12 protein-coding genes are annotated in these 12,763 nt (G+C 70.6%); 4 read left to right on the top strand and 8 right to left on the bottom strand.

The features are described from left to right. Positions 1-165: 165 nt before the first annotated feature. Both ACFPM7_RS00980 and ACFPM7_RS00975 read left to right on the top strand, forming a co-directional pair. Positions 166-312, top strand: a complete 147-nt coding sequence (locus ACFPM7_RS00980) for a hypothetical protein (protein ID WP_378242700.1) — start codon at positions 166-168, stop codon at positions 310-312. 473 nt (positions 313-785) lie between these two features. Beyond that, a complete protein-coding gene (locus tag ACFPM7_RS00975) occupies positions 786-1,037 on the top strand; it encodes a hypothetical protein (RefSeq protein ID WP_378242698.1) in 252 nt (83 codons plus the stop codon). 85 nt (positions 1,038-1,122) lie between these two features. Here ACFPM7_RS00975 and mctP read toward each other — a convergent pair whose 3' ends face one another. Further along, positions 1,123-2,763: a monocarboxylate uptake permease MctP gene (gene mctP / locus ACFPM7_RS00970; RefSeq protein WP_378242696.1), complete on the bottom strand. Its 1,641-nt coding sequence runs from the start codon at positions 2,761-2,763 to the stop codon at positions 1,123-1,125. Next, on the bottom strand, positions 2,760-3,029 hold the full coding sequence (locus tag ACFPM7_RS00965; protein WP_378242693.1) for a DUF3311 domain-containing protein: 270 nt from the start codon (positions 3,027-3,029) through the stop codon (positions 2,760-2,762). Before ACFPM7_RS00965 ends, mctP begins: the two co-directional genes overlap by 4 nt. Positions 3,030-3,159: 130 nt before the next feature. Between ACFPM7_RS00965 and ACFPM7_RS00960 the strand changes: the two genes are divergently transcribed. After that, entirely contained in the window at positions 3,160-3,999 is an 840-nt protein-coding gene (locus tag ACFPM7_RS00960) for a phosphotransferase (protein WP_378242691.1), read from the top strand. A 92-nt stretch (positions 4,000-4,091) separates the two neighbouring features. Here ACFPM7_RS00960 and ACFPM7_RS00955 read toward each other — a convergent pair whose 3' ends face one another. From ACFPM7_RS00955 to ACFPM7_RS00930, 6 genes are all read right to left on the bottom strand, one after another. Then, positions 4,092-4,328, bottom strand: a complete 237-nt coding sequence (locus ACFPM7_RS00955) for a hypothetical protein (protein WP_378242689.1) — start codon at positions 4,326-4,328, stop codon at positions 4,092-4,094. Between the two features lie 101 nt (positions 4,329-4,429). After that, positions 4,430-6,253 carry a phosphoenolpyruvate carboxykinase (GTP) gene (locus tag ACFPM7_RS00950; RefSeq protein WP_378242687.1) on the bottom strand — a complete coding sequence of 608 codons (1,824 nt, stop codon included), beginning with the start codon at positions 6,251-6,253 and terminating at the stop codon, positions 4,430-4,432. Positions 6,254-6,628: 375 nt separating this feature from the next. Further along, the gene (locus ACFPM7_RS00945) at positions 6,629-7,348 is read right to left on the bottom strand and encodes a hypothetical protein (protein WP_378242685.1); all 720 of its coding nucleotides are present in this window, start codon (positions 7,346-7,348) and stop codon (positions 6,629-6,631) included. 117 nt (positions 7,349-7,465) lie between these two features. Then, entirely contained in the window at positions 7,466-9,298 is a 1,833-nt protein-coding gene (locus tag ACFPM7_RS00940; RefSeq protein WP_378242683.1) for a dynamin family protein, read from the bottom strand. Beyond that, positions 9,295-9,834, bottom strand: coding sequence for a nucleotide exchange factor GrpE (gene grpE, locus ACFPM7_RS00935; RefSeq protein ID WP_378242681.1), 540 nt, complete (start codon positions 9,832-9,834; stop codon positions 9,295-9,297). The genes ACFPM7_RS00940 and grpE overlap by 4 nt, the downstream gene beginning before the upstream one ends. A 5-nt stretch (positions 9,835-9,839) precedes the next feature. Continuing rightward, a complete protein-coding gene (locus ACFPM7_RS00930) occupies positions 9,840-11,417 on the bottom strand; it encodes a dynamin family protein (RefSeq protein ID WP_378242679.1) in 1,578 nt (525 codons plus the stop codon). Positions 11,418-11,569: 152 nt separating this feature from the next. Here ACFPM7_RS00930 and ACFPM7_RS00925 point away from each other — a divergent pair, with 152 nt between their 5' ends. Continuing rightward, positions 11,570-12,760: a sensor histidine kinase gene (locus ACFPM7_RS00925; RefSeq protein ID WP_417281760.1), complete on the top strand. Its 1,191-nt coding sequence runs from the start codon at positions 11,570-11,572 to the stop codon at positions 12,758-12,760. Positions 12,761-12,763: the final 3 nt, after the last annotated feature.

Here is a 12,763-nt window from a genome sequence, read left to right as displayed (position 1 = left end):
GTCATTTTCCGTTCACCGGACGATCGTCAGCCGAGGGCCACTTAAGCCGGCGATCGTCCGGCGTGTGCGCCACCTCACCGGCTGATCGCTGGCTTTCCCTTCGCGAGCGAGGCATACTAGAGCTACCAGGAACGCAAGGCAACATCCGAGGGGAAGCGAAAAGCAATGAACGTCGCCGCGAAGATCCGAGCCCGCCGCGCCGAGGCCCGCACTCGCAAGGCGGTGACCCGCGCCATCGAGCAGGCCGCCACGCCGTCGATGCGCCACGAACTCATCACGCTCGCGCAGACCCAGCAGGTCAACTGGCGCTGAGCCCCCCGATCGCGGCGCGAGGATGTGATGCAGGGCACATTCTCGCGTCCGTGTAACACCACCGGACTCCCTGGCGATGTTCCGGTTGACCCCGTAGTGCTGGCGGACCCCCGACCTGGCAGCACTACGGGGTTTCTTTCTGTCCGGACCCAGGTGCGCCCACTGGTGCCCATCACTCGCAGTTAGCGGTGACTGGTCCATCCGGCGCGACGGGCGGCAGCCGGCCGTCAGCCTGTTGGCCTAACTATTGACCCGGCAGCCGTAACCAGCGGTACTGTGATCACCCCGGCGAGTGACCCATCCCACAGTTAGCCGTTCGGCGATGAACACACTCCGTTCACCGTCTACTACGGGGTAGTCACGATCTTCAGTCGCGGAATGCAGCAGACTGATCACCGACAGCGCCAGCCGAACAGGAGTAAGCGACTGTGACCGTGACCGGATCGGAGACCCGACCCAATCTCCGGCCTGTTGTGCGCCCCGCCGACCACGCGCCCGCGCCGACCGCGTGGAGTCCCGCGGTCGCGCCGCCGCTGCGCGGCACCGAACGGGTGCTGCTCGTCGCCGAACGCGCCGTCGGCAGGCTCGCGCCCACGCTGCGCGCCGCGCTGCTGATGCTGCTCAGCGCGCTCGCGGGCGTGGCGACCGTCGCCGCGTTCGCCGGGCTGCTCGCCGCGGTGCTGAGCTGTCTGGTGCTCCTCACGCTGGCGGTCCTGCGCCGCTAGGGATCTCCCAGGGCCGGGACAACGGCCCGCACGAGCAAGGACCGGCTGGGACAGGGGTGCCCCAGCCGGTCCTTTTCTTCCCGCGTCAGTGCGAGCCGACCGCCCGCAGCTTCGGGTCGCCCTCGTCGGCGTGGTAGTCGGCCGGGGTGGTCTTGTCCAGGCCGTCGGCCCAGCGCAGCTTCCTGGCCAGCAGCGTCACCAGCACGGCCACCACCAGGTTCGCCAGCAGCGCCACGAAGCCGACGTAGATCGTCATCGGCGAGTCGATCGGGTGCCAGCCGAACAGGCTCAGCTCCGAGAGCTTCAGCGCCGAGCCGCCGAAGTGCAGGCGGCTGCCATCGGCGCTGGGGATGGTGTAGAGCAGCCACATGCCCCACGCCATGCCGACCGCCCAGCCCGCGATGAGGCCCTTCAGGTGGAACCAGCGGGTGTAGAGCGCGATGGCCACCGCAGGCAGCGTCTGCAGGATCATCACCCCGCCGATGAGCTGCAGGTCGATGGAGAACTGCGGATCGATGAACAGGATGAACCCGACCGCGCCGAACTTGACCACCAGCGAGGCGAGCTTGGCCTGCTTGGCCTCCTGCACCGGGGTGGCCCGCTTGTTCATGTACTCCTTGTAGATGTTGCGCGTCCACAGGTTCGCCGCCGCGATCGACATGATCGCCGCGGGCACCAGCGCGCCGATGCCGATGGCGGCGAAGGCGATGCCCGCGAACCAGTCCGGGAACATCTGGTCGAACAGGTTCGGCACGATGGTGTTCGTGTCCGGACGGCCGGTCGCCTCGTTGACCAGCGGCTTGGTGCCCGCCGCGATGGCCATGTAGCCCAGCAGCGCCAGCAGGCCCAGCAGCAGCGAGTACGCGGGCAGCGCCGACATGTTCCGCTTGATCACGTTGCGCCCGCGGGAGGCGAGCACGCCGGTGAGCGAGTGCGGGTAGAGGAACAGCGCCAGCGCCGAGCCCAGCGCCAGCGTGGCGTACTGCAGCTGGTTGTTGCCGGAGAGCAGGATGCCGTCGCCCGGCGCCGGGGTGGCGTCGAACTTGGCGTCGGCCGCGCCGAAGATCTCCGACCAGCCGCCGAGCTTGATCGGCAGGTAGATCACCGCGACGATGATCACCACGTAGATCAGGATGTCCTTGACGAACGCGATCAGCGCGGGCGCGCGCAGGCCCGACTGGTAGGTGTAGACCGCCAGGATGATGAAGGCGATCAGCAGCGGCAGGTGCCCGACGATGCCCGAGCCGTTGAAGCCCAGCGTGCGCAGCACCGCCTCCAGGCCCACGAGCTGCAGCGCGATGTAGGGCATCGTGGCGACGATGCCGGTGATCGCGATCAGCAGCGCCAGCGTCGGCGAGCCGTAGCGGCCGCGGACGAAGTCGGCCGGGGTGACGTAGCCGTGCGTGCGCGAGACCGACCACATGCGCAGCAGCGGCAGGAACACCAGCGGGTAGACGACCACGGTGTACGGCAGCGCGAAGAAGCCCGCCGCGCCCGCGGAGAACATCAGCGCGGGCACCGCGACGAAGGTGTAGGCGGTGTAGAGGTCGCCGCCGATGAGGAACCAGGTGATCCACGAGCCGAACTTGCGCCCGCCCAGGCCCCACTCGTCCAGGTGGTCGAGGGTCGACCCGGCCTTCCACTTCGCCGCCACGAACCCCATGACGGTGACCACGCCGAACAGCACGGCGAAGACGACCAGCTCGGTCCACTGCAGGTCGTTCACCGGCCCGCCCCCTCATCCAGCTCGTCCACGTCGAGCGGCTCGCCCGGCGCGGTGGTGGTCGGCTTCTCCCTGGTCTTGAAGTAGACGATCGAGGTGGAGAGCACGCCGACCACGATCCCGAGGAACTGGAACCAGTAGTAGAAGGGCATCCCGAACAGCTCGGGGCCCGTGCGGTTGAAGATGGGCGTGACCAGCCACAGCAGCGGAACGATCAGCAGCAGGTTCCACGGGCTCCAGCGCAGCCCGGACGTCCCCGGTGGTGCCATCGACTCACTCCCTCACGACGGTGTGGTGCGGCGAAACAGTAGAGCCGCGAGCGGGAGAAGTCACCAATCAGTTTGACAACCGGACAAAAAGACGCGACGAACGGTCCGGTCGCTCGCTACGGTGCCCGCCATGACCGTCGACGCGTCCGCCCTCACCTGGGCGGAGACCGTTCTGGGCCGCCCCGTCGCCGGGGTCAGGAGCCTGCGCGCGCAGGGCTCGCCGTGGCTGCTCGACCTCGACGGCGGGGACCAGCCGACCGCGGTCCTGCACACCGGCAGACCCCCTGCCGACCTGCGCACCCAGGCCGCCGCCCTGCTCGCCGCCGCCGAGCGCGGGGTGCCCGCGCCCCGGCTGCTCGGCCAGGACCCGAGCGGCCTGCTGCTCACCACCACCCTGCCCGGCGGCAGCCACCTGTCGGCCCCGCCGACCGTGCCGCGGCTGCGCGCGATGGGGGCGGCGCTGCGCCTGCTCTCCTCGGTCCGCATGGACCCGACCCCGGAGCTGCCGCTGCGCGCGCGGGCGATCGAGGGCGAGGAGTTCGTCCCGTCGCCGCTGCAACGGGCGGCCGAGGCGGCGCTGGCCGCGCTTCCGCCGCCGTCCGGGCCCACGGTGCTCGTGCACGGCGACCTGTGGACAGGCAACACGATGTGGATCGGCGACGAGCTGACCGGCTTCATCGACTGGGACTGCGCGGGCGTCGGGCACATCGGCCTCGACCTCGGCTCGCTGCGCTGCGACGCCGCCATCCAGGTCGGCCGCGCCGCCGAGCGGCACGTGCTGCACGGCTGGGGCGAACCCGTCGCCGACCTGGCCCGCTGGGACGTCTTGGCGGCGCTGAGCACGCCCGCCGACCTCGCCCTGTGGATACCGATCATCCACGACCAGGGTCGCACCGACCTGGACGCGGCCACCGCCAACGCCCGCCGCGACGAGTTCCTGGAACGCGCGATGGCGAACCTTGCACCCTGAACCTGCACCCCAGAGGTCCACAGGCTGTGCACAAGTCCATCCCCAGGCTGTGGACAACTGGTGTGCACGTGGGAGCCCAGTGACAGGTGTGACTACCGAGGTCCGTCCACCGTGTTGTCCACAGGTCCGGGGCTGTGGACGGCCAGCGCGTCGCCGACGATCAGCAGGCAGGAGACGCACCGCAGCCCGGAGTGCGTGCGCGCGGCCTTCGCGTAGGGCACGGTGTGCGCGCACAGCGCCTCGATGAGGCTCGCCCGATCCTCGGCCGGGAAGGCGTGCACGCGGTCGTCGTAGGCCGACCTGCGCCATTCCCATCTCGCCGCGTCCATCGCCGCGCGTCCTCCTCGATTCGCCCCAACCGCGCCTTCCCGACAGAAGCGAAAGGCCACCGCGGGGAGTAAATACCCCGCGGTGGCCTCCAGCCAAGCGTTTACGCCAGGCGCTGCTTGAGCGCGGCCAGCTCGTCCTTGAGCGAGCTCGGCAGCTTGTCGCCGATCTTGGCGAACCACGCCTCGATCAGCGGCAGCTCGGCGCGCCACTCCTCGACGTCGACGGCCAGCGAGGCGTCGATGTCGGCCGGGTCGGCGTCCAGGCCGGAGAGGTCGAGGTCGGCGGCGGTCGGCACCCAGCCGATCGGCGACTCGTGCGCGGCCGCGGTGCCCTCGATGCGGTCGATGGCCCACTTGAGCACCCGCGAGTTCTCGCCGAAGCCCGGCCACAGGAACCGGCCGTCCTCGCCGCGGCGGAACCAGTTGACGTAGAAGATCTTCGGCAGCTTGTCGGCGTCGGCGCGCTTGCCGGTCTCGATCCAGTGCCGGAAGTAGTCACCGGCGTGGTAGCCGATGAAGGGCAGCATGGCCATCGGGTCGCGGCGCACCTCGCCGAGGTTGCCGGTCGCCGCCGCGGTCTTCTCCGAGGAGAGCGTGGCGCCGAGGAAGGTGCCGTGCTGCCAGTCGAAGGACTCGCTGACCAGCGGGATCGTGGTGGCGCGGCGGCCACCGAAGAAGATCGCCGAGATCGGCACGCCGTTCGGGTCGTCCCACTCCGGCGCCAGCACCGGGCACTGGTTCATCGGGGTGCAGTAGCGGCTGTTGGCGTGCGAGGACAGCTCGTCGGACTCCGGGGTCCAGTCCGCGCCCTTCCAGGAGGTGGCGTGGGCCGGGGGGTTCTCCATGCCCTCCCACCAGATGTCGCCGTCGTCGGTGAGGGCGACGTTGGTGAACAGCGAGTTGCCCTTGTCGATGGTGCGCATCGCGTTCGGGTTGGTCTTCCAGTTGGTGCCCGGAGCGACGCCGAAGAAGCCGTACTCCGGGTTCACCGCGTAGAGGCGGCCGTCCTCGCCGAAGCGCATCCAGGCGATGTCGTCGCCCAGGGTCTCGACCTTCCAGCCGGGGATGGTCGGCTCCAGCATGGCGAGGTTGGTCTTGCCGCAGGCGCTGGGGAAGGCCGCGGCGATGTAGTGGACCTTGTTCTCCGGGGAGATCAGCTTGAGGATCAGCATGTGCTCGGCCAGCCAGCCCTCGTCGCGGCCGATCGCCGAGGCGATGCGCAGCGAGTAGCACTTCTTGCCCAGCAGGGCGTTGCCGCCGTAGCCGGAGCCGTAGCTCCAGATCAGCCGCTCCTCGGGGAAGTGCACGATGTACTTCGTGTCGCTGCACGGCCACGCCACGTCGCTCTGACCGGGCTCGAGCGGCGCACCGAGGGAGTGCAGCGCGGGGACGAAGTCGCGCTCGCGGCCGTCGGCGTCGGTGAAGCGGGCGAGCGCGGTCGCGCCCATCCTGGTCATGATCTTCATCGACACCACGACGTACTCGGAATCGGTGATCTCCACGCCCAGCATCGGCTTCTCGGCATCGAGCGGGCCCATGCAGAACGGGATCACGTACATCGTGCGACCGCGCATCGAGCCGCGGTACAGCTCGGTCATGATCGATTTCATCTCGTCCGGGGCCATCCAGTTGTTGGTGGGCCCGGAGTCGGCCTCATCGACCGAGCAGATGAATGTGCGCTCTTCCACGCGCGCGACGTCATTGGGGTCGGAAGCGGCGTGGAACGAGTTGGGCTTCTTCGCCAGGCGGGTGAAAGTGCCCGCCTCGACCAGCTTGTCGGTGAGCCGGGTCCACTCCTCGTCGGAACCGTCGACCCACACCACGCGCTCCGGTGCGGTCAGCTCGGCGACCTCGCGCACCCACGCCAGGAGCCTTTTGTGCGTGGTCGGTGCCTGGTCAAGACCTGGGATGGTCACTGCCGTCATCTCGCCTCGTCTCCTGACTGAAACGCCGGAACGCCGATCAGGACGCACTCCGCCCCCGGACCGGGGACGTCGGCGTCCTCATCGAACGACTGACACCCGCCCCGGGTGGGGGCGGGTGGAGCCGGAAGGAATGAACTGAGGTTAGCGAAGTGAACGGCAGGCCACCGAACGGCGACCTGTAGCTTCTCTCACAGGAACGATAAGGGTATCGATTCAGTACCCAGATGCCCAGGAGAACGCATGTCCCATTTGATGGTGTTCCTCGTCAAACCGTGATTCCGCGCACGTGAGGCGGATTACCAAGAAAGAAGTCCCGCCGCACCGGGGTGCGACGGGACTCTTTGCGTTCGGTCGATCAGCCGGGGATCGGCCGGATCAGCCCTGCCAGGCGGCGTCGGAAGCGGTGTCCGACTGGTACTCGCCGTCCGCGGTGATCTTGCCGGTCTCGACGGTGGTCCACTCGTCCTCGCCGGTGTGCGTCGCCACGGTGACGTCGCCGTCGGCCTCGATGACGACCGCCTGGTCGGCGGAGCCGTCGCCGTCGGTGTCGGAGAAGGCGTAGGTGTTGCCCTGCTCGTCGGTGACGACCGCGGTCTCGTTGGTGCCGTCGCCGTCGGCGTCGTACTCCGCCGGGCCGACCTCCATGTCGCCGTTGGCGGTGTCGACGGTCATCGAGTCGCCGGAGGCGTCGGTGCCCGTGGGGTCGTCACCGGTGTCGGTGCCGGTGGTGGTCGGGGTGTCCGAACCGGTGTCGGAGCCCGCGTCGTCGGCGCCGCCGCCGGACGGGGCCTCGATCGAGTTCGGGTCGGCCGCGGCCCACTCGCCCGAGGCCTCGTCGTACTCGGCCGCGCCGGTGACGTTGCCCTCGGCGTCCAGCTCGACCATCGTGTCGGCGGTGCCGTCGCCGTCGGTGTCGTGGAAGGACATGTAGCCGTTGTCGGTCTGGACCACGGCGGCGTCGTTCTGGCCGTCCTGGTCGTAGTCGTAGTTCTCGGCGACCTCGTACTCCTCGCCGCCCACCTCGACGGTCAGTTCGTCGTGTGCCGCCTCAGCGCCGGCGTCGGTGGTGTCGACATCGGTACCGGTCTCGTCCACGTACACAGTGCCCCCTCAACCCTTCCCTCAACGGGATGCTCTAGTTGGAAAGTAAGACTGCCGAGACCCCCGTCGGGTTCCGCGTGTTGCGGAGATTCCTCGGCTCGCCGTACCTGGTCAGGATTTGTCGCGCAGGGCGCGGATGCTGGCAAGCAGCTTCTCCGCCCGCTCCCGTCCCGCGACGACGTCCGTCAGGCGCTTGTTTACCACGGTGACGCGCTTCTGGCGCTCGCTGACATCGAGTCGCAACGCCTTGTCGACCTCGCGGAGTTGTTCCTCGATCCCGGCGATGCGCTTGCCGAGCGCCTCGTCGAGGGCGAGCGAGAGCTGCGACTCGGCGTCGATGAGCTGTTCGGACACCAGCTGGTCCAATGTAGAGCGGGAATCGGCGATGGCGTCGGAGAGCCACTGCTTCATGTGCTGCTTGTCGGCTGTGTGCTTGCGGGTGCGCGCGATCCACCAGCCCGCGCCCAGGCCGATGATGATCGTCGGCACCAGCAGCACCGGCGCGGCGACCGCGCCCGCCAGCGGCAGCACCGCCATCTTGCCCGCGCCGAAGCCGCCGGAGACGCCCATGAAGACGAGCAGCTTGTCCTCGGCGGTGGCCTGGCGCTTCTCCGCGGCGCGCAGCACCACCTGGGCGCCGCCCGCGCGGGCGAACTGACCGCGGATGACCGAGAGCTCGTCGGGGGTGAACAGGTCGGCCAGCACCAGGTCGGCGACCTGGTTGAGCCGGTTGCCGACGTTGTTGCCGATGCGCGCGGACACCATCTGCAGCGCGGCGTCGACCTGGCCGGGCAGGGACTTGATCTTCTCGCGGTCGGCGGCGTCGATGGCCGCGCGGAACCAGCTCTGCACGTCGCGCATCTCGCGGCTGACCTCGTGGGCGTTCTCCAGCCGCGCGCGCTGCACCTCGCTGCGCAGCCGCACCTGCCAGCCGCGGGTCGACGAGCGCCGCTCGGCGGTCAGCTCCTCCTTGCGCGAGCGCAGCGCCTCGGCCTCGGCCTCGCCGGTGGTCAGGACCCGCTTGTCGGCCTCCAGCCGGACCCCGACCTCCTGCAGCGCCGAGGACAGCGCGCGCAGGGTGTTGGCCTCGGCGAGCATCACCGATCGGCCGACCAGCAGCGAGGTCAGCGCGGTCTGCAGCTCCACGACACCGGAGCGCTCCTTGAGCATCTCCGCGGCCTCCGGGCTGGGCGCCTTCGCCGCCATCTCGAACATGCGCGAGGACACCGGGTGGAACTTGGCGCCCGCGAAGCGCGGGGCGTGTTCGGCCAACAGCGCCTGGTTCGCGTCGAGGACCTGCCGCCAGCCGCGGAACTGGTCCACCTTGGACAGCGCGAAGACGACCGTCTCGACCTTGTCGCCGACGTTGGCCAGGAAGGCCAGCTCGCCGATGGTGAACGGGGCGGAGGCGTCGACCACGAACAGCAGCGCCGTGGCACTGGCCGCCGCCTCGATCGCCAGCTCGCCGTGCATCGAGTCCAGCCCGCCGACGCCGGGGGTGTCCACGATGACCAGCTTCTCCAGCATCGCGGCGGGCCCGTCGATCTCGACGTAGCGCGGCGGGATCTCCCCGTCGGGCAGCTCGTGCGCCGCGGAGACCCAGTTGATGAGCCTGCCGAGGTCGATCGGCACGTCCGGGTGCTGGCCGGGGTAGCAGGCGCGGGCCTTCCACTCCTCGGCGTGGTCGAACATCAGGTAGGTCGCCGTGGCCACCTCGGCGTCGACCGGCGACATGCCCGGAGCCTCGATCAGGGCGTTGACCAGCGACGACTTGCCGCGGTTGGTCTCGCCGACGACCACGACCGAGGGCTTCTTCGACCGCTTGCCCCTGGCCTCCTCGACCCACTGGGCCGACTCCGGCTCGATGTCCTTGAGCAGCGCGAGCAGCGTGTCGCGGGCGTGGGCGACCTGCTTGGGCAGCGACGGCGGCTGCGGCTTGGTCATGCGCCGTGCGCCTTGTAGACGGTCACGATCGGCGGGCGCAGGACCACGCCGCGGTCGCTGAACCCGACCACCTCGGTCTCGGCGACGACGCCGTCGAGCGCGGGGTCGGCGGTGTCGGCGGTGCCGCCCGCCTCGTGCACAACGGGGTCGAAGCGCTCACCGTCCGGGCGCAGCGCCCGCACGCCGACGGCGGCCAGGCCCTCCTCCAGCCGCTCGGCCACACCGGAGCTGCGGGCGCGGTCGTGGGCGTAGAGGCACAGCGACACCATCGCCTTGCGGTCGGCGATGAGCTGCTCGTGCTCGGCGGGGTCGATCGGCGCGACGCCGGGCTGCGGCGGATCGGCGTAGACCGGCGGCGGGTACTCCGAGGCTGCGTACTCGGAGTGCACGTACTCGGGCTGTGTGTACTCCTGCTGGGCGTATTCCTGCTGGGCGTACTCCGGCTGGGCGTAGTCCTGCTGTGTGTACTCCGGCTGGGTCGGCTCGGCGTCGCCGCCCGCGTTGTCCTTGCGCCTGCCCTTGAACCAGGTCGCCACGGTTATCACCCAGCCTGTGCTTTGAGTTGCTGCCAGATCAGGAAGTACGAGCGGTGCACCACGTGCGCGACCCGGCTCTGCGCCGGGGTCGCGCCGAAGGAGGCGAAGGAGCGCCACCAGCCCGCGCGCTCCAGCGCGTAGGCCGAGAGCTCCTTGGCCGGGCGACCCTTGAGGCCCAGCTGCTCGCCGATGTCGGCGGTCGAGCCGACCCGCAGCACCTCGTCGGCGAGGTCGTCGGGCATGTTCACCGCGCCGGAGGCGACCAGCGTCAGCGCCTCCAGCAGCCGCAGCTGGTGGGCCTCGGGCTTCTGCAGCAGCACCTCGATGGCGTCGTGCACGCGCTGGCGCTCGCCCGCGTCACCGGTCGCCGAGGCCAGCGCGGTGACCGAGGCCAGCGCGGCGGCGGCCTTGATGCCGTCGGCGCGGGCCCGGAAGACGCTGTCCAGGCGCGTGCGCACCCCCGCCAGGCCGGAGGACTCCAGCAGCCGCCTGCGCAGCGCGCCCGCCGTCAGGTCCGGGTCGGCGCGCAGCGCGGCCACGGCGCTGGCGATGCCGTAGAGGTCCAGCTTCTCCAGCAGCCGCACCCTGGTGCCGACCGGGACGTCGCACTCCCAGGTGGTGAAGATGTCGGCCGACATGAGCAGGGTCTCCCAGATCATCTCGTCCAGCTGCGAGAGCGACCGGAGCGCGTCGGCGTCGGCTGAGGTGAAGCCGCCGGACTCGGCGGTCTCGGCGAGCAGGCCGATCACCGGGATGACGTCGGCGACCCTCGGCTTGAGCGTCGCGGCCTGCTTCTCGGCGATGATCGACGCGGCCCGCCACACGTCGCCGTCGGAGCCCGCGACCGACTCCGGGGTGATCGTGTCCGCCTTGTTGAGCACGGCGATGGCGTTGACCGGGCCCGCCTCGCGGCTGGCGGTGGCCGCGGTGAAGGCGGCCAGGGCCTGCTGGTCGTCGGCGCGCACGCCCTGGGTGACGACGTAGAGCACGGCCTCGGCGCCCGCGACGGCGTTGCGGGAGGTCTCGTCGAGGTCGTCGTCGGTTGGGGTCTCGTCGTCGGCGCCCTCGCCGTCGTCCTTGCGGTGCTTGGCGGCGCCGAGCAGCTGCTCGGTGCGCTTGACCGAGGCGAGGTCGAGGGAGCCGAGGCCAGGGGTGTCGATGACGGTCAGGTCGCGCAGGACGGCGTTGGTCAGGTACGCCTCCAGGTGCGAGACCTTGTCGAAGTCGACCTCCAAGTCCTTGGGGATCATGCCCGCCGCGTCGAAGGGCAGCACCTGCTTGCGGCCGTCGAAGAAGACCAGCTCGACCCGGTCGACGCTGCCGTACTGGAAGCGGGTGACCAGCCGGGTGCACTCGCCGACGTCGGTGGGGGCGACCCTGCGGCCGATGAGCGCGTTGACCAGAGTGGACTTGCCGGACTTGATCCGGCCCGCAACGGCGACCTGCAGCGGCGCGCCCAGCCTGCGCAGCACCTCGCGGAAGCCCGCCGCGGTGCGCGGCGAGACCTGCGGCTGCAGCCGCGTGCACAGGTGCGCCACCGCCGCCGACAGCGGACCGGCGAAGGTGGGCTGCTCGGTCGTCACGCTTCTCCCCTCGGCACGCCTGAGATCGTGCCATGCCGGGGGCGGCGCGCGCGGGCGGTCCTGGGCATTCACCCGGCGTACACCCGTGGGCGGACGCCGGGTGCGACGCCAGTCGGACGCCGGGGCGGTCGGGCGCTGCCTAGGCTTGCCGGGTGCGGAGGCTGAGCCTGTGGTTCAAGGCCCACCCGATGGCGGGCGACGCCCACATCGCGGTGGCCATCGCGCTGTTCGAGCTGCCCCTGATCGCGAGCAACTGGTCGGGCACGGCGACGTGGGTGCTGCTGGTGGTCGGCTTCGCGCTGATCGCCCCGCTGGTCATCCGCAGACGCCACCCGGAGCTCTCGGCCTACCTGGTGCTGATGGCCGGGGTGGCCCAGCTGGTGACCCACGGGCCCAGCGGCGACCCGGAGATCCCCGACCTGCGGCTGCGGCTGGCCGACATCGCGCTCGGCATCGCGCTGTACACCCTCGTCGCCTACGTCGGCAGGCGCCAGGCGGCGCTGTACGCGGTGTGGCTGGCGATCGGCACCGTGACCTGGGCGCTGTGGCGCTTCGACGGGGCCGACTCCGTCATCATGATCGTCTTCGTCTCGATCGTCTTCGCCCTGAGCTGGGTGCTGGGGGAGTTCGTCGGCGCCCGGCGGGCCTACAACAGCGAGGTCGAGCGCAGGCTGGCCCTGCTGGAGACCGAACGCGACCACCAGGCCAAGCTCGCCGTCGGCGAGGAGCGCGCCCGCATCGCCCGCGAGCTGCACGACGTGGTCGCGCACGCGGTCAGCGTCATGGTGGTCCAGTCCGAGGGCGCCGCCTACGCGGTGCGCTCGGACCCGGACCTGGCCGAGCAGGCGATCCGGACCGTGGCCCAGACCGGCCGCGACGCCCTCACCGAGATGCGCCGCCTGCTGGGCGTGCTGCGCAGCGACCCGGCGGCCGAGACCGGCCGGGCCCCGCAGCCGGGCGCCCAGTCCATCTCCGAACTGGCCGAACGCGTCCGCGCCGTCGGCGTCCCGGTGGTCCTGGAGCTGACCGGCGAGCTGGACGACCTGCCCGCGGGCGTCGGCCTCGGCCTCTACCGGATCGTGCAGGAAGCCCTGACCAACACCATCAAGCACGCGGGCCCCGGCGCCTCGGCCTCGGTGAAGGTCAAGCGCACCGCCGAGCAGGTCGAACTGGAGATCAGCGACCGCGGCCGCGGCGCCCGCCGCGGCGACCTCGCCTCCGGCGGCAACGGCCTGATCGGCATGCGCGAACGCGCCAACGTCTTCGGCGGCACCCTCACCGCGGGCCCCGGCCCGACCGGCGGCTGGCGCGTGCACGCCGTCCTGCCGCTGAGCGCGGCTTAGGGC

This window comes from Actinokineospora guangxiensis (assembly GCF_042657845.1).
GTDB lineage: Bacteria > Actinomycetota > Actinomycetes > Mycobacteriales > Pseudonocardiaceae > Actinokineospora > Actinokineospora guangxiensis.
Note: the sequence above shows the minus strand (reverse complement) of the source record. Positions and strands in the feature narration are given on the sequence as shown.

What these genes read in the sequence shown, in the direction of transcription:
- ACFPM7_RS00980 (WP_378242700.1), top strand. Translation starts at nt 166, where the DNA reads ATGAACGTCGCCGCGAAGATCCGAGCCCGCCGCGCCGAGGCCCGCACT.
- ACFPM7_RS00965 (WP_378242693.1), bottom strand. Translation starts at nt 3,029, where the DNA reads ATGGCACCACCGGGGACGTCCGGGCTGCGCTGGAGCCCGTGGAACCTG.
- ACFPM7_RS00960 (WP_378242691.1), top strand. Translation starts at nt 3,160, where the DNA reads ATGACCGTCGACGCGTCCGCCCTCACCTGGGCGGAGACCGTTCTGGGC.
- ACFPM7_RS00955 (WP_378242689.1), bottom strand. Translation starts at nt 4,328, where the DNA reads ATGGACGCGGCGAGATGGGAATGGCGCAGGTCGGCCTACGACGACCGC.
- ACFPM7_RS00950 (WP_378242687.1), bottom strand. Translation starts at nt 6,253, where the DNA reads ATGACGGCAGTGACCATCCCAGGTCTTGACCAGGCACCGACCACGCAC.
- ACFPM7_RS00940 (WP_378242683.1), bottom strand. Translation starts at nt 9,298, where the DNA reads ATGACCAAGCCGCAGCCGCCGTCGCTGCCCAAGCAGGTCGCCCACGCC.